The organism is Cellulosimicrobium sp. GQ32 (assembly GCF_059758455.1).
This window is the reverse complement of record NZ_JCAXEP010000009.1, coordinates 120,046-138,858: the sequence shown is the minus strand read 5'-3', so window position 1 is coordinate 138,858 and position 18,813 is coordinate 120,046. Positions and strand designations below refer to the sequence as shown.

Annotated in this window: 13 protein-coding genes and 1 tRNA gene; 4 read left to right on the top strand and 10 right to left on the bottom strand. The window is 74.9% G+C overall.

Annotated features, from left to right (window positions below; all coding sequences use genetic code 11):
* Nucleotides 1-76 precede the first annotated feature (76 nt).
* The gene (locus AC6CH9_RS15310; protein ID WP_498155657.1) at nucleotides 77-3,496 is read left to right on the top strand and encodes a DUF4434 domain-containing protein; all 3,420 of its coding nucleotides are present in this window, start codon (nucleotides 77-79) and stop codon (nucleotides 3,494-3,496) included.
* A 43-nt stretch (nucleotides 3,497-3,539) separates the two neighbouring features.
* Here the strand turns inward: AC6CH9_RS15310 and AC6CH9_RS15305 are convergent, their stop codons facing one another.
* From AC6CH9_RS15305 to AC6CH9_RS15295, 3 genes are all read right to left on the bottom strand, one after another.
* Nucleotides 3,540-4,523, bottom strand: coding sequence for a ribose-phosphate diphosphokinase (locus AC6CH9_RS15305; protein ID WP_053370151.1), 984 nt, complete (start codon nucleotides 4,521-4,523; stop codon nucleotides 3,540-3,542).
* A 68-nt stretch (nucleotides 4,524-4,591) separates the two neighbouring features.
* On the bottom strand, nucleotides 4,592-6,268 hold the full coding sequence (gene glmU, locus AC6CH9_RS15300; protein WP_498155656.1) for a bifunctional UDP-N-acetylglucosamine diphosphorylase/glucosamine-1-phosphate N-acetyltransferase GlmU: 1,677 nt from the start codon (nucleotides 6,266-6,268) through the stop codon (nucleotides 4,592-4,594).
* A gap of 30 nt (nucleotides 6,269-6,298) precedes the next feature.
* Nucleotides 6,299-6,370 (bottom strand) — tRNA-Gln (locus AC6CH9_RS15295).
* Nucleotides 6,371-6,645: 275 nt separating this feature from the next.
* On the opposite strand from AC6CH9_RS15295, the gene AC6CH9_RS15290 reads away from it, so the two are divergent.
* Together AC6CH9_RS15290 and AC6CH9_RS15285 are read left to right on the top strand one after the other, a co-directional pair.
* Nucleotides 6,646-7,248 carry a TetR/AcrR family transcriptional regulator gene (locus tag AC6CH9_RS15290; protein ID WP_498155655.1) on the top strand — a complete coding sequence of 201 codons (603 nt, stop codon included), beginning with the start codon at nucleotides 6,646-6,648 and terminating at the stop codon, nucleotides 7,246-7,248.
* Nucleotides 7,249-7,441: 193 nt separating this feature from the next.
* A complete protein-coding gene (locus AC6CH9_RS15285) occupies nucleotides 7,442-10,174 on the top strand; it encodes a helix-turn-helix transcriptional regulator (RefSeq protein WP_498155654.1) in 2,733 nt (910 codons plus the stop codon).
* Here AC6CH9_RS15285 and AC6CH9_RS15280 read toward each other — a convergent pair.
* Nucleotides 10,146-12,755: a sigma-70 family RNA polymerase sigma factor gene (locus AC6CH9_RS15280; protein ID WP_498155653.1), complete on the bottom strand. Its 2,610-nt coding sequence runs from the start codon at nucleotides 12,753-12,755 to the stop codon at nucleotides 10,146-10,148. The two genes, AC6CH9_RS15285 and AC6CH9_RS15280, sit on opposite strands and share 29 nt — an antisense overlap.
* A gap of 174 nt (nucleotides 12,756-12,929) precedes the next feature.
* Between AC6CH9_RS15280 and AC6CH9_RS15275 the strand changes: the two genes are divergently transcribed.
* Nucleotides 12,930-13,691, top strand: coding sequence for a hypothetical protein (locus AC6CH9_RS15275; protein ID WP_498155652.1), 762 nt, complete (start codon nucleotides 12,930-12,932; stop codon nucleotides 13,689-13,691).
* Between the two features lie 16 nt (nucleotides 13,692-13,707).
* On the opposite strand, the gene AC6CH9_RS15270 is transcribed toward AC6CH9_RS15275, so the two are convergent.
* From AC6CH9_RS15270 to AC6CH9_RS15245, 6 genes are all read right to left on the bottom strand, one after another.
* Complete coding sequence (locus AC6CH9_RS15270) at nucleotides 13,708-14,400, bottom strand: RNA polymerase sigma factor (protein WP_498155651.1); 693 nt, start codon at nucleotides 14,398-14,400, stop codon at nucleotides 13,708-13,710.
* Nucleotides 14,401-14,553: 153 nt separating this feature from the next.
* Nucleotides 14,554-14,880 carry a hypothetical protein gene (locus tag AC6CH9_RS15265; protein WP_498155650.1) on the bottom strand — a complete coding sequence of 109 codons (327 nt, stop codon included), beginning with the start codon at nucleotides 14,878-14,880 and terminating at the stop codon, nucleotides 14,554-14,556.
* A complete protein-coding gene (wsfD, locus tag AC6CH9_RS15260; protein WP_498155649.1) occupies nucleotides 14,877-16,523 on the bottom strand; it encodes a glycan biosynthesis hexose transferase WsfD in 1,647 nt (548 codons plus the stop codon). Before wsfD ends, AC6CH9_RS15265 begins: the two co-directional genes overlap by 4 nt.
* Before the next feature lie 67 nt (nucleotides 16,524-16,590).
* Nucleotides 16,591-18,018, bottom strand: a complete 1,428-nt coding sequence (locus AC6CH9_RS15255) for a glycosyltransferase family 2 protein (protein ID WP_498155648.1) — start codon at nucleotides 18,016-18,018, stop codon at nucleotides 16,591-16,593.
* 24 nt (nucleotides 18,019-18,042) lie between these two features.
* A complete protein-coding gene (locus AC6CH9_RS15250) occupies nucleotides 18,043-18,630 on the bottom strand; it encodes an archaeosortase/exosortase family protein (protein WP_277514893.1) in 588 nt (195 codons plus the stop codon).
* Nucleotides 18,627-18,809, bottom strand: coding sequence for an LPXTG cell wall anchor domain-containing protein (locus AC6CH9_RS15245; RefSeq protein WP_277514894.1), 183 nt, complete (start codon nucleotides 18,807-18,809; stop codon nucleotides 18,627-18,629). The genes AC6CH9_RS15250 and AC6CH9_RS15245 overlap by 4 nt, the downstream gene beginning before the upstream one ends.
* Between the last annotated feature and the right edge of the window lie 4 nt (nucleotides 18,810-18,813).

Genomic DNA, 18,813 nt, shown 5'->3' with positions numbered 1-18,813 from the left:
TTGCGGTGCGCCTGGACCGGGGCTGCAAGGGCAGGTCTGCCCACGAGTCACGACACGAGCGAAGGAGCTGAGCACGATGGCAGGTCTCGGAAGGAACGGGCCGCGGCGCGCGCGCCGGTCGTCGTGGACGGCGGTGCTCGCCGCCCTCGCGGGAGCCGGGCTGGTCCTGGCCGGGTCGGTCGTCGCTCCTCCGGGGAGCCTCCCAGCAGCGTCGGCGATCACCTCGCCCGCGTGCGTCTCCGCGAACGGTGACGGGCACGGCTCGATCCGCCCGTCGAGCACGTTCGTGGTGCCGCGCCTCGCCTGGTTCACCGACACGAACGGGGCATACCGCCCGTTCACCCAGGAGGCGTGGAACGCCTCCCTCGCGCGCCTCAAGGACGCCGGGCTGTCGTCCGTGATCGTGCAGGCCACCGCCTACAGCGGCGACTTCTCGGGCACGCACATGCCGTACTTCCCGAACCGCGACGCCTCCGGCGACGTCATCTACCCGGAGACTCCCTCAGGTCAGGGGTACTCGGAGGCGACTCTCGCCGCCGAGCGGGACCAGCTCCACCGCATCCTCGAGGCGGCCCGCCTGCACGGCATGACCGTGACCGTCGGGCTCGGCCTGGCAGAGAGCGAGTGGTTCGAAAAGCCGCCTACCGCGCCAGAAGAAGGATGGCGCAATGTGACTTGGCTGACCCGAGAGAAGGACCGCGCCGTCGCTTCGGGGAACGCCATATGGAACACGTTCGGCAAGGCCTCGGGACCGTACCAGGGGAGGTACGCGAGCACGATCGACGGCTGGTACCTGCCGTACGAGCTCGAGGGCTACGAACTCGCACAGTTCGACGCGAACCACGTCCATCGCCCGACGCCCGAGCGCGCGCACCCCTACGTCGACACCTACCTCAAGGGCGTGTCACAGGCGCTGGTCTCCTCCTCGGGCAAGAAGCGGGTGGTCGTCTCGCCGCTCTTCACCGCGGACTCCGACGACCCGGGCAGCACGGCCGAGCAGAATCGCCTGTCCGCGTGGAAGGACGTGTGGCAGCGCGCGTACTCCACCACCGACCTCTCCGTCGTCGCGCCGCAGGACGGCGCTGGGTCGGGCAAGGTCACGGCGGCGGACCTGGCCCGGTGGATCGGCAGGACCGAGGAGGCCCGCGTCGCGGCCGGGTCGTCCGGCGTCGAGGCAGGCAACGAGGTGTGGGGCAACGCGGAGAACTACCGCGACCAGAACGAGGGCATCGACCACATGGGCATGCGCAACCACGCGCAGAACCTCGCGGCGATGAAGGCCGGCGGTGCGAGCACGCTGGTCACGTTCTCGATGCACCGCATCGACGACGTGGCCGGGCATGACGGTGCAGGGACGAACGCGCTGTTCCGGGACGCGTTCGCCGCGTGGGCGAGCGGGGAAGGATGCCCCGCGACCGCGCTGTCCGCGCCCCGGGGCTTCGCTGCCGTGACCGGAAGCGGCGCGGCCGGGCAGGACGAGTCCACCACCGTCCGCCTGACGTGGGACCAGTCCACCACCAGCACGACGAGCCCGGGCCGCAAGGTCGCAGGCTACCTCGTGCTGCGCGACGGACGTCGCGTCGGGGAGTACGCCGCCCCGACGGCGGCGGGTGAAGGCATGACACACCTGGACTACCAGATGCAGCCCGGCCGCACGTACACGTACCAGGTGTACGCCTACGACGCCTGGGGCACCTACTCCCCGGCGGCGAGCGCGATCACCGTGACGGTGCCGTGGACCGCTGCCGCCCTCGCCGCGCGCGACGGCGGCCCCGGCGACTTCAACGTGGCCCGCAACGCCCCCTACGCGATCACCTCCACCGCCACGGGGACTCCGATCAGCGCAGACGGGATCGACGAGCGGAACGTCACCGACGAGCTGACACCCTCGCCGGCGTACGACGATCCGGTGGCCACCCCCGGCGACATCGGGCACGCGGCCACCCCGACGGCCCCGAAGGTCTCCGCCACGTATGCGGAGGGTGCGGCGACCGACACGGTGCTGGCGACGAACGGCGTGTTCGACGGGCGCTGGCAGGGCCAGTTCACGGAGTCCTCCGGCTACTGGGCGATCCGGATCGACCTGACCGCGGTCCACCCCGGCGGGGTCCCTGTGCGGCAGGTGAACACCCAGTGGGGTCACGATCCCGCCTTCGGCGTGTCCGCACCCACGAAGGTGCAGGTCCAGCTCGTTCGGGCGGGGAACGCCGGGCTCGTCGACCTGGGTGCGCAACGGCTGCCCGACGCGGACCGCGCGACCAAGGGCGCCAAGTGGTACCACCACCAGGCCGCCACCCAGATCGAGAACGTCACCGCCGTCCTCATCACCGTGGACCAGCAGGGCGGCAGCTGGGCCTTCCTCGGCGAGGCCCAGGCGATGGACGACGGCGGCACCAACGGTGCGGCGCGCGCCCCCTACCTGTTGCAGGACTACAACTCCGACACCGACCTGACCTACGACCCGTGGAACCCGGACGGCACCGTCGTGTACGCGGGGACGCGCGCCTGGTCCGTCACCGACGGCACGGCCGCGACCAGGACCACGAGCCAGACCGAGAACCAGTACATGTCCGACCCCGCGTGGACGGGGCGCATCACGTCCGGCAGCACGTACCTCACCCTCGACCTCGGCGCCCGGCAACGCGACCTGACCGACATCACCCTGGGCACCTATCACCGGCCCGGTGCAGCGATCAGGACACCCGGGACGGCACGGATCCGTGTCGCCGGCCCGGACAACGCCTGGCACGACACGTGGAGCCCGCCGGTGACCTTGACGACGCCCACCGGATCCGGCTATGCGGACCGGGTCGTGCAGTCGATTCCCGTACCCGCGGACAGGAGCACCGCCCGGTTCGTGCAGATCCACCTGACCACGACCCCTGGTCAGTACCTGTTCCTGGACGAGGTCGAGGTCCATACGCGCACCACCACCAACTCGGCGCTGGACCGGCCCGTCACCCACCTCAACCGCTCCGCGGGTCTGTGCAGCGGCACCACCTGCCGGGGGGCCGCAGCCCTCGGGGCGGACCTCGGTGTCCTCACGTCGGCCGCCTCGTTCACCACGACCTGGAACGGGTCGGAACGGTGGGCGATGACCCTCGTGCCCGACCTCGACGACCCCACGATCCGGGGAACCACCTACGAGGTCGACCTCGTGGGCGGCACCGGGCAGCCGAACCGCACGATCACCGAGGTCACCACGACCTGGCTCGAGGACTACGACGCCTCCGTCGTCCTGCCCGCGACGGTGACGGTCCAGTACCGCAACGGAACAGGGGGAACCTGGCACACGCTCGGCACGGCGCACCAGCCGGCCGTGCCTCAGGAGATCCCGCGCCTGCCCCTCACCTGGACGTACCGGACCGTCCCCACCGCCCCGGTCACCGCGACCGCGATCAGGGTCCGCGCCACCAACTCCAGCATCAAGCCGTGGACCGAGGCGGGGCCCGCCTGGGTCGCCCTTGCCAGCGTCACCACGCAGACGCCGGGGTAGCCCGGCGCATGAAGAGCTGACCTGGAGAACCGTCCGCGACGCCCTAGCTGTTGCCGTCGAAGAGCGAGGTGACGGAACCGTCGTCGAACACCTCGCGGATGGCGCGCGCGACGAGCGGCGCGATGGAGAGCACGGTGAGCTGCGGGAACTGCTTCTCCGCGGCGATGGGCAGGGTGTCCGTGATGACGACCTCGCTCGCCCCGCACTCCGAGAGGCGCTGCGCCGCCGGGTCGGACAGCACGCCGTGCGTCGCCGCCACGATGACGGACCGGGCGCCCGCCGCGAGGATGACGCGCACCGCCTCGGCGATCGTGCCGCCGGTGTCGATGAGGTCGTCGACGAGCACGCAGTCGCGGCCCTCGACGTCGCCGACGACGCGGTTGGCGACGGCCTGGTTGGGGCGAGTAACGTCGCGCGTCTTGTGCACGAACGCGAGCGGCCCGCCACCGAGCTTCGCCGCCCACTGCTCGGCGACGCGGATGCGCCCGGCGTCGGGCGAGACGACCGTGACGTTCGACGTGTCGACGCGGGAGCGCACGTAGTCCGTGAGGATCGGCATGGCCCACAGGTGGTCGACGGGGCCGTCGAAGAAGCCCTGCGTCTGCGCGGCGTGCAGATCGACGCTCATGAGGCGGTCGGCGCCCGCGGCGGTGAACAGGTCGGACATGAGGCGGGCAGAGATCGGCTCGCGGCCACGGTGCTTCTTGTCCTGGCGCGCGTAGCCGTAGAACGGCTGCACGACCGTGATGGTGCGGGCCGAGGCGCGCTTCGCGGCGTCGACCATGAGCAGCTGCTCCATGATCCACTGGTTGATCGGCGCGGTGTGGCTCTGGAGGATGAAGACGTCGGCGCCGCGCACCGACTCGCCGAACCGGACGTAGATCTCGCCGTTCGCGAAGTCGTACGCGGTCGTGGGCAGCAGGTCGATGCCCAGCTCCCGCGCGACGTCGTTGGCCAGCTCGGGGTGCGCGCGCCCCGAGGCGAGGACGAGGGACTTCTCCCCGTTGCCGGCGATCGTGCTGCTCATACCAGTGGGTTCCTTCGGTGGTGTTTCCGGGTGCGGGGTAGGTCTGAGGAGGTCTCGGCCGGACGCGGTCAGTCTGCCGTGGTCGCGGGGCGACCGCCACGCAGCGCCTCGAGCGTGTGCTCGAGCTCCGGTCCGGGCGGCGGCGGGGTCGGGCGCTCGGCGGTCGCCGCGGCGCTCTGGTCCGCGAGCTGCGCCTGCGCCTGCGCGCCGAGCGGCGGCGCGTCGGGGTCCGCCGCGCGCGCGGCGCCCGCGGCCTCGGCCGCGGCCGTGCCCGGGCGACGACGCTCGACCCAGCCCTCGATGTTGCGCTGCTGCCCGCCGCTCACGCCGAGCGCGCCCGCGGGCACGTCACGACGGATCACGGAACCCGCGGCCGTGTAGGCCCCGTCACCCACGGACACCGGCGCGACGAACATGTTGTCCGCGCCCGTGCGCGCGTGCGAGCCGATCACCGTGCGGTGCTTGTGGACGCCGTCGTAGTTGACGGTGACCGACGCGGCGCCGATGTTCGTGTGCTCGCCGATCGTCGCGTCGCCCACGTAGGACAGGTGCGGGATCTTGGAACCCTCGCCGATCTCCGCGTTCTTCGTCTCGACGAACGTGCCGATCTTGCCCTTGGCGCCCAGCACCGTGCCCGGGCGCAGGTAGGCGAACGGCCCGACGGACGTCCCCGCGCCCAGCACCGCGAGCGAGCCGTGCGTCCGGGTCACGGTCGCGCCGGCGCCGACCTCGGTGTCCGTGAGCGTCGTGTCCGGGCCGATCGTCGCGCCCTCGGCGACGACCGTCGCGCCGTGGAGCTGCGTGCCCGGGAGGAGCGTCACGTCGCGCGCGAGCTCGACGTCGACGTCCACCCACGTCGTCGCCGGGTCGACGACGGTCACGCCCTCCCGCATCCAGTCCTCGAGGATCCGGCGGTTGAGCTCCGCGCGCAGCGTCGCGAGCTGCACGCGGTCGTTGACGCCCTCGACGATCGTCGGGTCCGCCGAGACGAGCGCCCGGACCGTGCCGCCCTCGGCGCGCGCCGCCGCGACGACGTCCGTGAGGTAGACCTCGCCCTGCGCGTTGTCGCGGCCGAGCGTGCCCAGCCCACGGCGCAGGACCGCGGCGTCGAACACGTAGATCGAGGCGTTGATCTCGCGGATCGCGCGCTCGTCGGCCGACGCGTCCTTGTGCTCGACGATGCGCTGCACGTCCCCCGAGCCGTCGCGCACGACGCGCCCGTAGCCCGTCGCGTCCTCGAGCTCCGTCGTCAGCATCGTCACCGCGTTGCCGTCCGCGACGTGCGCGGCGAGGAGCTGGGCCAGCGTGCCGCCGTCGAGCAGGGGGGTGTCGCCCGCGGTCACGACCACGGGACCCTGCAGCCCGTCGCCGACGCCGCGCCCCTCCTCGCCGTCGGGGACGCCGTGGACGAGCGCCTGCGCGTGGGCCTTCGCGTCGAGCGCGGCGAGCGCGCACTGCACGGCCCGGCCCGTCCCGGGGATCTCGTCCTGGTCCACGACGACCGCGTCCGGGTCGACCGACACCGCGTGCTCGGCGACGCGGTCGCGCTCGTGTCGCACGACGACGGCGAGCAGCGCCGGGTCGAGCGAGCGCGCCGCGACGAGCACGTGCCCGAGCAGGCTGCGGCCCGCGAGCGTGTGCAGCATCTTGGGGGTGGACGACTTCATCCGCGTGCCCTCGCCGGCGGCGAGGACGATCACGGCAGCGGGGGCGACGGTCGAGTCGGTTCCCTGCTGAGCTTCCATGGGTGTTCCCCTCAGGATCGGTGGCACGAGCTCCGCCCCCAGGACTCGAACCTGGACCAAGGGCACCAAAAACCCTTGTGCTGCCGATTACACCAAGGCGGATCGGACCCGGCGACGCTCGCGCCCGGTGCGTTCCCGGGCCACGACGGGCGGGGTGGGTCCGGGAACAGTCTGCCAGGTCGGTCCCCGTGCCCGACGCCGGTCGTGCCCGTCTCGTCCGGTCCGCGCCGCGCCCGGGACGTGGTCCGCACCACACCCCCGCGCGCGTCCCCGCCCGCAGGACGTCCGCGCCGCCAGGCCGGACCCTCCGGCTGACGGGAGCGGCTGCACGGCATGATGGACCCGTGGCCGAATCCAGACGCACCCCCCGATCCCGCATGACCGCGAGCCAGCGGCGTGAGCAGCTGCTCGCGGTGAGCCGTGGCCTGTTCGCCGAGAAGGGGTTCGAGGGGACGAGCGTCGAGGAGATCGCCGCGCGTGCCGAGGTCTCCAAGCCCGTCGTGTACGAGCACTTCGGCGGCAAGGAGGGCATCTACGCCGTCGTCGTGGACCGCGAGGTCCAGGCGCTCACGGCGGCGCTCTCCGGCGCGCTCGACGAGGGCGGCCACCCCAAGGTCCTCCTCGAGCGCACCGCGCTCGCGCTCCTGTCCTACATCGAGGCGTCCGAGGACGGTTTCCGCATCCTCGTGCGCGACTCCCCCGTCGCCCAGGCGACCGGCACGTTCTCCAGCCTCATCGGCGACGTCGCGACCCAGGTCGAGCACCTCCTGGCGAACCAGTTCCGCTCGCGCGGCCTCGACCCGAAGGTCGCGCCCATCTACGCGCAGATGCTCGTCGGCATGGTCGCGCTCACCGGGCAGTACTGGCTCGACGCGCGCTCGCCCAAGAAGACCGAGGTCGCGGCGCACCTGGTCAACCTCGCGTGGAACGGCCTCGCGGACATGGAGAAGCGGCCCCGGCTCATCACGACCAAGTCCTGACGCCCCGGGTCTCACCCTTTCCGGGCAGTCAATCACCCCCCGAATCACCTCCTCGTCGCCCTGCCGTCATCACTGCGTGGAGTTCCATCGAGTCGTGCCCCCTCTGGGCACCGGCCGCCGCGCGGCCGCGACCTCCCCGCCGGATTCACCCGCTCCCTCTGGGTTCCCGGTGCGTCTGGAAGGACTGTGACCCGTGAGCGACGCGTTCTGGAGCGCCGACGAGCCGGATACCCCCGTGTCGGCCACGGCGGTGCTGATGAGTGAGGCTGCGGCGGGCCGGCCCGGCACGGCTGTCGACACCGCCACCGACGTCCTGCGTCAGGCCGGGACCCTCCTTCCTCCCGCGCGCGGCACGGTGCACCCTCGGCGAGGGGTCGAGCAGGCACTTGCTGCGGGTCCCCCGCTGACGACCGTCCACGTGCCGCGCGGGTTCGGCGCGACGACGGCGGTCAGCACGTGGGCGCGGGGCGAGATCCGCCGCGGCACGCCCGTCCTCTGGATCTCGGCCCGTACGGCGACGGGCGGGAGACCACAGCGCGGTACCCCGACCGAGGCGCTCACGACCTGGGTCGACGACGCGCTCGCGTACCTCGTCGGGCAGCGCGGTTCCCGCAGGACGCCGCCCGCACCCGAGGCGGTCGCCGACCGTCTCGACGAATCGGGTGTGACACTCGTCCTCGACGACGTCGGGCCGGCCACCCGAGGACTGCTCGATGCCGTGGCCGAGGTGGCGCCCCGACTGGGACGTGCGCGCGCCGTCGTCGTGACCACCGCGCGTCCGAGCGGCGGCGACGGAGCACTCCTGACGCTCGACGACCTCGCCGTCACGCCGGACGAGGTCGCCGAGTCGGCGAAGCTCGTCGGCACGGACCTCGAGGCGGGACTCGCCGAGCTCCTCACCGACCAGCTCGCCGGGTGGGCGACGGGGGTCTACGGCGCCGTCACGACGCTCGCCGGCGCCGTGGCCCGTGGTGAGGAGACGACGGAGGACCTGGTGCTCGCCGTGGCCCGGCGGTACCGTGCCCGCGCGCTCCAGGACCTTCCGCGCGACGTCACCGAGCTCCTGCTCGATCTCTCTGTCGCCGAGGAGTTCGACGAGCCGGACCTCGCCCTGCTGACCTCCGTGCCGCGGCCCCTGGCCCACCTCGAGCTGCTCCACGACGCGGGGGCGGTCGTCCGCACCTCGGGGCGGACCGGCACCGTGTTCGCGATCCGCCCGCGACTGCGCCGCGCGCTCGTCGACGTGGCGCGGCACCGCCACCCGGCACGTTTCCAGGCCCGTGCCCTCGGCGCGGCGGCCGAGCGTCTCGACCGCGGCGAGACCCGGATGGCCCTCCGGCTCGAGCTCGAGGCCGGCGACACGACCCAGGCGGCGCGCACGCTCGCCCGGTCGTGGACCACCCTGCTCGACGGCAGCGACGACCACGCCGTCGAGGCGCTCTGGTCCGCGGTCGGGAGCGTGCCCCGGACGCACCTGCCGCCTCGACTCCTCCCGCTGCTCGCCGCCGTCCGGAGCCCGCGCGGAGGACTCGGCAGCACGGTCGCGGACGCCTCCGTCCCGACGTCGGGTGCTCGGCCAGAGACCGACGAGCTCGGAGCGTTCCTGAGCACCGTCTCGCTGCGTCGGTCCGGTCGTCGCGAGGACGCCATCGCCGTCGCGCGGGCGTTGCTCGTCCCGCCCGCCGTCGTCGGACCGCCCGAGCTGCACGCCGAAGACCAGCCCCGCTCCGCCCCGGCCACGCTCGCCCTCCTTGCGCTCCAGTCCTCCCTCGCCGCGATCGAGCTCGGCCGTCCTGTCACCGCGTCGCGCTTCGCGCAGCGCGCTCACCAGGAGGCGCTGGGAGGCGGGCTCCTCCGTCTCGCCTCCGCGGGTGCCGGGCTCGCCGCGCTCGCCGAAGCGCTCGGTGACGACGTGCGAGAGGCGCACGCCTGGCTCCACGAGGCGTCGGCCCTCCCCGACCCTCCCCGCTGGTGGCGCACCGTCGCCGGTGACACCTCGGCCCTCGTGACCGCGCTGGAGGCCCTGGCGTCCCGGGACCCGGAGAGCGCCCGGCTCGTGACGTCGTCCGACGCCGTGGAGAAGAGCGCCGGGACCGACCTCTGGGCGGTCGGGCTCCACGTCGAGGCCGCCGCCGGGGTACTGAGCGCGAGACCGGAGCCCGCGGTCGACCACGTCCGGACCTCGCTCATGCGCCGCGGCCTGGTGCGCGGCCCGGAGGACGGACGCGAGGGCCGCAGCGCCCCCGCACTGGAGCTCGCCCCACCACTCGTCACGGCCGCGCTCGGACGGCTCTACCTCGCGCTCGGACGCGGTACGACGGCGGCGGCGGCGGAGGCGGCGCTCCCCGGGACGAGCGCCCTGCGTACGCTCCTCGCGGCCCACGTCGCGATCGCTCGCGGCGACGAGGAGAGCGCTCTGCACGGCGTGGCGTCCTTGACGTCGAACGACGCGCTGCCGGTGGGCCAGCGCGCGGAGGCGCACGTCGTGGTCGCGGAGGCGCTGCGCCGTGGGGGCGACCGGGACGGTGCGCGGATCGAGCTCGCACGCGCCGCGTCGTTCGCGCGACGCCACGGCTCGCTGCTCCCGTTCCGGTGGTTCTCGCCGCCCTCGCTCGATGCGCTCGTCGAGGTGGCGGACGACCTGACACGAGAGCTCCTCGCCCCGCTCCGGCGTGACACCACCACCGCCGAGGTCTGCTTCGTCCACCTCCCCGAACGTCAGCTCCTCGTGCTCCAGGCGCTCGCCGAAGGGCTGACGGGTCCGGAGATCGCGCGGGCGTTCTTCGTGTCGCGCAACACCGTCAAGACGCAGGTCCGGGAGATCTACCGGCGGCTCGGCGTGCACGACAAGGCGTCGGCGGTCCGCCGGGCGCACGACCTCGGCCTGCTCGACCCGCTCAACCGGGCCCCGGGGCGAGACCGCTGAGCACGGTCACCGCGCCCAGCACGTAGCGGTCCGCGCCGGTCTCGGCGCGCACCTCCACGAGGTCTCCGGCGACGGGGACGGGCTCGAGCTGCTTCGCGTCGACGCCGAGCGAGTTCCCGTAGCCGGACCCCCACGCGGTGGAGTCCAGGACGTCGTCGGCAGGACCGAGCCCGGCCGATCCCGTCCCGTCCCAGCGCGCGGCGCGGGTGTCGCGCCCGGACACGCGCACCCGGTCGCCCGTCGACTCGCGGTCCCCGTCCCACGCGACGAGGCCCACCCGTGCTGAGGTCCCCGGGACGCCCGCCGCCGTGACGGCGACCGAGGACGCAGGGGCGACCTCGCCGAACCCGTCGAGGACGGTCGCGAGCCGCGTCCCGTGGTCGTCGGCACCGGTGTGGACGACCACGAGCGCCCAGCCACCGTGGTTGCCGAGGCCGGGCGTGGCGCAGACGTCGGCCACGCCCCACGGACCCGCGCCCCCCGACCGCACCGCCCGGGTCACGTCGGCACTCGCGTGGTAGGTCGCCCCGGCCCGACGGACGTCCACGTCGTCCACGACCGGGGCCGCCGAGCCGTCGGGCGCGACGAGCACGGGGCTCCCCGGCACACCGGGGCACACCCCCGACCAGTACAGGCGCGCGTGCACGACCTCGCCGACCGGCCCGAGCTGCGCGGACGACGACGTCGTGCCGCGGCCGAGGGCGTCGACCGCCACCATGCTCCAGACGTTGTTCGCCGCCCGCGACCCGGTGGCGGTGCCCGTGACGACCTCCGCGCAGCGCGGGCTCGTGGCCGGGCAGTGGAGAAGCGGGGCGCCGACGACGCTCACCTCCACGGCACCGGCGGCCACGTACCGCACGAAGGCACCGCTCCCCCGGACGGCCACGACCCCCCGGTAGGCTCCGGCGCGTGCCCCCGCCTCGGTGAGCTCGACGCCCACCGGCGACTCGCCGAGCGCGGCGTCGGCGGACACGTCCACGGGCACGAGGAGGTGCGACGTCGCCCCGGCGCCCAGCCCCGACGTCGTGCAACGGACCGCTCCCCCCGAGGTCGAGCACGACCACGCCGACGACGCGCCGCCCGGGGACGCGACGACCCCGGCCGGGAGCGCGATCTCCGCCGTCAGCGCGCCGCTGTCACGGTCGCTCGCGCTCGACACCGCGAACGCGACGACGCCGGGGCGGTCGCGCACCAGGTCTCCGACGGGCACGGGCAGGACGGTCAGCTCGACCGGGGGCCGGGCGGGCCCACCGGCTCCTGGGTCTGCCCCCGCGCCGTCCCCCGGGCTCGCGCCGCCGCCCGAGCCGCCCACCGGCGGCCGGGCGCCGCCCGAGCCCGGTCGGGTCGCCACGTCTCCCGGACCGCCGTCGTGCGGCGCCACGCTCCCCGCGCCCGTGCCGTCGCGGCCCGAGCCCGTCCCGTCGCGCGCGGACGCCCCGCCGCCCGTGCCCGGGTCGGCGCCGTCCTCGGTGCCGGCGCCGTCGGCCGCCGTCCCGGCCGGCGCACCGCCGGCCCCGCCCGGCGCCGCGGCGGCCCCTGCCCCCGTCCCGGTCGGCGGAGACGCAAGACCTCCGAGCACGGCCACCGCGACGACGCCGACGACCACGACGACGGCCACCGCGAGGATCCCGGCCGTCACCGCGCCGCCCAGCGAGCCGCTCCCCGCTGCCGTCGACTGCCGAAGGCGCCCGAGCACGCGGCGGACCGCGCCCACGAGCCCGTCGGCGCCTCGGGCCGCGAGCGCCCCGGACGTCGGACCGGTGAGACCCACCGTCGGAGCGCCCGCGACGAGCACCGCGGCGCCGGCGAGCCCCCACGGCAGGAGAAGTGCCCGCATGCGCCCGTTGACGTCCCGGAGCTCTACGAGCGCGGCGGAGCACGCGGCGCACGTGGCCACGTGGGCGAGGACCGGCTCGCGGTGCCGACCGGCGAGGGACCCGCGGACGAGCGCCCCGAGGTGGCGCGCGTGCTGGACGCAGCCCGGGGCGGCTGTGCGGAGATGGTGCTGGAGGTACTCGTGCCGCAGGCCCTCGCGCGCGCGGCGCACGAGCGTCGAGACGGCGTTGGGCGTCGAACCGACCAGAGGTGCGACCTGTGCCGGCGTGAGGTCTCGCACGTCGACGTACCAGAGCACGCGACGCCAGCGCGGCGGGAGCGCGGCGAACGCGGCCCGCACGTGGTCCGCGTCCTCGGCCGCGTCCAGTCCGGCCTCCACGCCGGGCCCGGCGTCCAGGCGCTCGAGCGCGTCGTCGGGGACGGGTTGCGTCCGGGCCCCCGCCCGCAGCGCCGCGAGCGCCGAGTGGCGGACCGCCGCCAGGAGGTACGCGCGGAGGTTCGACGTCGGCCCGCCTCCCCCACGCACGGTCGCGAGGACCGCCGTGAACGCGTCCGCGACGACGTCCTCAGCCATCTCCTCGCTCCGCACCACCCGCAGCGCGGCGCGGAGCGCGAGCGGGCGGTACCGCTCGTAGAACGTGCCGAACGCGGCCGCCTCGCCGGACGCCAGGTCGTCGAGCAGGCGGGCGTCGTCCAGGTCGTCGGCGTCCTCGCCCGGCCGCCGTGCCGCGTCCTGGGTGGTCATGCCCGTCGTCCCCTCGTCGCTGCGCCCGCGCTCTCGCCGGCGCACGGGGTGCACGGTGCCAGCAGGGTGTCGCGGTCGCAGCGTCAGACGCAGCGCGCCGGGGGTGATGGCGGGGGTGATTTCACCCGCGGAATCTTCCGTCATAGGTCGGAGCCCCTACCGTCTTCACCGACGATGACGACGACAAGCACCCCTGACGAGATCGGCGACCTGTGCGCGCGGTGGCGCGAGCGGTCGCTCGCCGACGGCTGGTCGGTCCCCGAGGACTGGGCCGTGCCGGCCGTCGTGCTGCTCGCGCGCGCCAGCGCGTCGGGCGCCGAGTACCGCACGCACGCGCGCGCCCTCGGCACGGCACGCGCCCACTCGGGCGCCGGGATCTCCGAGTCGCTGCGCGACCTCGCGGCCCTCTACGCCGTCCAGGGGTCGCCCGCGCCGATGGACGCCGTCCTGGCCCTGACCCGCGGGTGGGAGGAGGCCGACGGTCTCCTGGAGCCCGCCGTCGCCCGTGCCGGGATGAGCGGGCTGTCGCCCGTGGAGGACTTCGGCACCCGGTGCGCCGACGTCGCGGAGGGGGTGCGCCAGGCGCGCAGCGGGGGTCGGCCGGTCGTGATCGCGGTCGACGGCCGGGCGGGCGTGCTGGGCCGCCTGCGTCGCTGGGAGCGCGACGTCCTGCTCGGCGAGGCGGTCCTGCTCGCCTTCCCGCCCGAGGCCCCCACGGGGTACCGCGACGGCGTCGCGCTCGCCCTGTCGTGGACCGGTTCGGCGATGGACCCGCCCGAGCTCGCCGACGGCGTCGACCACGTGCGCGGCACGCTCGGGGAGTGGGCGCGGGTCCGCCACGGGATCTTGCGCGACCCCGCGCGCATCGTGTGCACGTTCGCCCCGCTGCACGAGCCGGAGGAGCTGAGCGCGCTGATCCGCCGGTCCGTCCGCTGAGCGGGTCGCGACGCCCTCAGCCCTGACGGCGCGCGAGGCGCCGGTTGGTCGCGACGCGCTCCATGGTGCGGCGCGCGAGCGCGCGGCGGATCGCTTCGCGACCGCGGACGAGGAGGGCGGCGACCGCGTTGGCCGAGATGCCGAGCTCCGCGGCGACCTCGGCGATCGACCGCCCCTCGCACGCCGTCATGTAGAGCGCGTAGCGCTGCCGGGGCGAGCACTCGCCGAGACAATCGAGCGTCTCGAAGAGCTCGACGAGCATCGCCGCCTCGCTCGCCGGGTCGTGCGCCGAGGCGACGTCCCGGGCCTCGTCGATGACGACCGTGATGGGCTCGCGGCGACGCGAGCGGTCCGTCGCGACGTTGCGGACGGTGCGCGCGATGTACGTCCGCGCGTGCTCGCGCGGGCCCTGACCGCGACGCAGAAGGGTGAGGATGCGCGTGAAAGCCTCGGCGGCGAGGTCGTCGGCGTCCGACGCGCTGCGCGTGAACCGGCGGGCCGCCGCGAGGGCGTACGGGTAGTAGCGCCGCCAGACGAGGTCCATCGCGCCCGTGTCGCCCGCCCGTGCCCGGTCGAACAGCTCGACGTCGGTGGGCTCACCCTCCGGGACCGACGACGGCCGCGGTGCGCCCTCGACGGGCACCACCGCGGTCGTCGTGCCGCGCGGCCGGACGTCGGTCGTTCCGACGTCGTTCGTGGTGAGTGTCATACGAGTCAGCCCCTCTCGTCCACCTGCGCTCGGGCAGGCACCGCCGACGCGTCGTGCGTCGTCCTGGAGAGGGCCCAGGGGGCCGATCGTGTCGCAGGTCACGGTGGTGATCGGGGGGGTGATCCGGGGCGCGGGACGGGGTGATCGCGCTGCTCACGGACCCCGGAGGAGCACGACCCCGACCACGGCGCCGCACCCCACCACGAGGGCCGCGGCGACCGCCACGACCCTCGCCACGGCCCTCGCGACGCCTCTCGCCGCGACTCTCGCCACGGTGCCCGTGGCGGCACCCGCCGCTCCCCGCGTCCCGCGCCCGGCACGCGCGGTGCGGCGCCTGTCGTCGGGCACCTCCCGGAGCACCGACACGTCGCCCGTGCGCACGGCGTGCAGGACGATCGGCAGGGGCGTCTCGCGCACCCGCGGCCCGTACCCCCAGCTCCACGGGACCGGGGGCGGGCGGTCGTCCGGGCCGCTGCTCACCGGCCGGAGCCCGCGGCCGAGGCCGCCTCGGGCGCGGACGGGGCGGTAGCCGTGGCCGTGGTCTCGGGCTCGGCCTCGGTCCCGGGATCGGCGCCCGCCCCGGTCTCACCGCGCAGCGTCAGGCCCGACGCGACGACGAGGCACAGCGCGAGCCCGCCCGCGAGGCTGCCCACCACGACGTGGCGCGCGACGTCCGTCGCCTCGGTGAGGGCGACGGCGAGCACCTGCGTGGCCGCGACGCCCAGCGCGAGCAGCGCGGCCTCCGCGAGGCGCCGGCCCGCGTCGCGGGGCCCGTGCGTGCGCCAGGCGGCCAGGGCGACCCACAGGAGGAAGCCCCACGCGAGGAGCGCGACCGGCGCCCCGATGCCCAGGAAGGACCCCTGGAAGGAGCTGAAGATCGTCAGGCGGCCCTCCTGCGCCCCGGCGGGCTCGCCGCTCTCCGCGGTGTACGACCCGAGGCCCGCGGGCAGGCCTGCCGCGACGCCGTCGACGCTCGCCCCGAGGCGGTCGTACGCGGCACCGGGGTGCGTCGCGAGGTAGCGCAGCACCTCGCCCTGCCCGACCTCGAGCCCGGACCACCCCGACCAGCCGCGGATGGACGAGGGCGACCAGATCCCGACGCCCACGAAGCGCTCGGTCTCGCGCGGCAGCCCCATGTCCTCGAGCTCGGCCCCCGGGTCGGCGACGTCGGCCAGCAGCCCGACGCCGACCATCTCCCAGACGTTGTTCTTGCGCTGCTCGGCGGTCGCCGAGGTGGCGCCGACGACGGCCGGGGCGAGCAGGGCGAGCGCCACGGCCGCGGGGACCGCCCACGACGTCACGCGCCACGCCGCCGCGCGGCCCTCGCGCACCGCGCGCCACCCGAGCAGGCCGACGAGCGGCACCGCGGCCGTCGCGGTCACCGGGCCGGCGACGACGAGGGACGCCCCGCCCCCGAGCACCGCGGCCCAGCCGACCCAGCGCAGCGCGCCCGCGTCGTCGAGGAGCAGCCAGCCCACGAGGCACACCACGAGCCCGGCGAGCGCGAGCGCCTGCGGGTAGAGGCTCGCGGAGTACCCGACGAACGCCGTGTCGAGGAGGACGACCCACGTCAGGCCCGTGGCGACCGTGCGGCCGAACCGCCGACCGCGCGCGAGGTGCCCGACGGCGGCGGCCGCCACCCCCGCGAGCACGCACCACGCGAGCGCCGAGACCCGCAGGTCTAGCGCGGCGCCCGGCGAGAGCCACCCCGCGACGTGCAGGAGCGCGGAGTGCAGCGTCGGGGTGCCCGCGCACGGCTCCGTCGCCGCGGCCCAGTCGAGGATCGAGAAGGAGAAGTAGCGTGGCCCGCCGCCGGCCGGCTCGATGCCGAGGCTGCACGCGACCGTGCGGCCCTCGCCGCTGTCGGCGAGACCGATCGCCGTCGGGACGAGGACGCGGACCGCGCCCAGGACGGACAGCACGGCGGCGAGCAGGACGGTCAGCGCTCGGGGGCGGCCTCGCAGCGCGGCTGCCGCCGACCATGCGGGGCGGCGGGCGTGCTGCCGCCCCGCCGACGGCGGGGGCGTGCGGCGGGTGGTCTGGAGGACCACCTGGTCGAAGGATCGGGGGTCGGGGCGGCGTGCCGGCTCGGCGGCGACGTCCTGCGTCTGCGGTGTGCTCACGCCTCCGAATGACGCAGCACGGCCCCGACGCTGACGGGCGAAGACGGGCGGAGCGGGGCGACGGCCGTCACAGCGTCGGCGAGCCCGACGGCGTGCCGACGGCGGCACCGATGAGCTCCGGGACGGGCGTCGGTGCTGTGGGCACGGCGGGCGCCGTCGTCTCGGGGGCAGGGGGCGGCACGGTGGCCACGACGGCGCCCGGGCGGTCGCTGCTGCGCGCGGTCTTGGCCCATGCCGTCTCGCCGCGCAGGACGCGCGCGAGGGCCTTCCAGGCGCACGCGAACGAGATGTAGTTGGTCAGCACCATGTAGTTGCCCATCATGAGGCCGCTCCAGATGCCGACGCGACGGTCACGGCGCCAGTACACCCAGCCGCTGAACACCGCGGGCGCGAACGCCATGAGGTACCACGCGAGCACGACGATCGCCGCCGCGCCCGCGGTGTCGACGAACTCGAGCAGCTCGGAGCCGTTCATGAGGAGCTGGACGAGGCAGTAGTGGAACAGCACCGACCACGGGAGCGTGAGCAGCCATGGCGACAGGCAGTAGAACGACAGCTCGAGCGCCGCGACGTGCGAGAGCTTCGGCGAGCGCCAGATGTCCGGAAGGCGCGTGATCGCCATCATGTGGCCCTGGTACCAGCGCGTGCGCTGGCGCAGCAGGAGCGGCACCCTCTCGACCGCCTGCTGGTCGACCGACGCGAGCGGCGTCGTCGTCAGGCGCCACCCGTGCAGCGCGAGCGAGAGAGCGAGGTCGAGGTCCTCGGTGAGCGAGTCCGACCACGGCCGCTCCCCCACCTGGTCGAGAGCGGACAGGCGCGTGAACTGCGCGTTGCCGCCGAGGCTCACGGTGCCCGTCGCCGACCGGCCGATCTGCGTGACGCTCGCGACGCCCCAGAACTCGAAGTCCTGGAACCGCGTGAGGAAGCTGTGGCGGTTGCGGATGCGCACCTGGAGCTGCACGCCGCCGACGGCCTCGTCCTCGAACAGCGGCAGGACGTGGTCGAGCGCGTTCTCCGAGAGCCGGCCGTCGGCGTCCATGACGCACACGACGACCCGCTCCGGGTCCTGGCCGCGCTCGCGCACGAGCTCGCGCACGCGGCGGATGCCCGCGTTGAGCGCCTCGCCCTTGCCCTGGCGCGCGTTCGGCAGCTCGCGGCGCAGCACCTCGACCTGGCGGCCCCCCGCGGCGCGCGCGAGGGCCGACGTCTCGTCGTCCGAGCCGTCGTCCACGACGATCGTCGTGGTGCCGCGATTAACGACGAGGCCCGAGACCGTGCGGCCCACGACCTCGGCCTCGTCGAGGCACGGCACGAGGAAGTACACCGGGTGCTCGTCCTGCTCGGCGCCGGGCACGAGCCCGTAGCGGGCCCGCCCCTGGACGCTGAGCCGCGAGCTGCGGCGGCGGATCTCCCGGATGCCCGACGCCATGAGCAGGACGAAGTACGCGAGCGAGCACGAGACGATCGCGGTCGCGGCGAGGTTGAGCAGGTTCACTGCGGCCTCCGGGTGGGGTCGGGCTCAGTCGCGGCCGCGGAGCAGGCCCACGCGGACGAACAGGAGGGCGCACGCGCAGAACGTCGCGAGCATGAGGACCGAGCCGACGACGGTGTGCGCCCAGCCGAAGCCCTCGGCGCCCCAGCGCGAGGCTGCCTCGCCGATGAGCACCATGCGCGCGGTGTTGACCGTGAGCAGGAGCCCGACCGTGAGCGCGGTCGCGGCGAGGAGTCGCCACGCGCCCGCGTGGCGCCACGCGACGAGCAGCAGCCCGCCCAGGACGAGCGTGCCGCCGACGAACAGCGCCGCGGTGCACTCGCTCGTGACCACGAGACCGGACCACGACGTGTCGTCGCCGACGACCTTCTGGAAGAGGAACGTCGGCTCGGTCGTCAGCACGCGCGACGGGCGGCCGAACAGGTCGATCGCCCACGCGGCCAGCGCGGCCTCGCGGAACTGGAAGTCCAGCATGCGCACCATCGCCAGGACGCCGGCCGCGGCGAGCGCGGCCCCGACGAGCAGCCGGCCGGCGAGGCCGGCGGCGTTCAGCACGCGCGCGCCGCCGGTGATCGCCGGGCCGGGCGCGGAGACGGGGACCGGGACGGTCGTCATCCCCGCACCCGCGCAGCCTCGCGACGCATGCGGCTCGCGCGCAGCAGGACGAACCCGCCGACCACCAGCGTGATCGCCGCGGCCACGATGGCGAGCGAGCTGAAGCCCGTCTGCGCCAGCGCCCCCGCTCCGACGACCCCGGTACCGATCCCTCCGGTCACGCCAGGCGTGTTGTACATGCTG

Bases quoted from the DNA above. Each gene is read 5' to 3' on its own strand.
- AC6CH9_RS15290 (WP_498155655.1), top strand. From the start codon at position 6,646: ATGACCGCGAGCCAGCGGCGTGAGCAGCTGCTCGCGGTGAGCCGTGGC.
- AC6CH9_RS15245 (WP_277514894.1), bottom strand. From the start codon at position 18,809: ATGTACAACACGCCTGGCGTGACCGGAGGGATCGGTACCGGGGTCGTC.
- glmU (WP_498155656.1), bottom strand. From the start codon at position 6,268: ATGGAAGCTCAGCAGGGAACCGACTCGACCGTCGCCCCCGCTGCCGTG.
- AC6CH9_RS15280 (WP_498155653.1), bottom strand. From the start codon at position 12,755: ATGACCACCCAGGACGCGGCACGGCGGCCGGGCGAGGACGCCGACGAC.
- AC6CH9_RS15305 (WP_053370151.1), bottom strand. From the start codon at position 4,523: ATGAGCAGCACGATCGCCGGCAACGGGGAGAAGTCCCTCGTCCTCGCC.
- AC6CH9_RS15250 (WP_277514893.1), bottom strand. From the start codon at position 18,630: ATGACGACCGTCCCGGTCCCCGTCTCCGCGCCCGGCCCGGCGATCACC.
- AC6CH9_RS15275 (WP_498155652.1), top strand. From the start codon at position 12,930: ATGACGACGACAAGCACCCCTGACGAGATCGGCGACCTGTGCGCGCGG.
- AC6CH9_RS15310 (WP_498155657.1), top strand. From the start codon at position 77: ATGGCAGGTCTCGGAAGGAACGGGCCGCGGCGCGCGCGCCGGTCGTCG.
- AC6CH9_RS15270 (WP_498155651.1), bottom strand. From the start codon at position 14,400: ATGACACTCACCACGAACGACGTCGGAACGACCGACGTCCGGCCGCGC.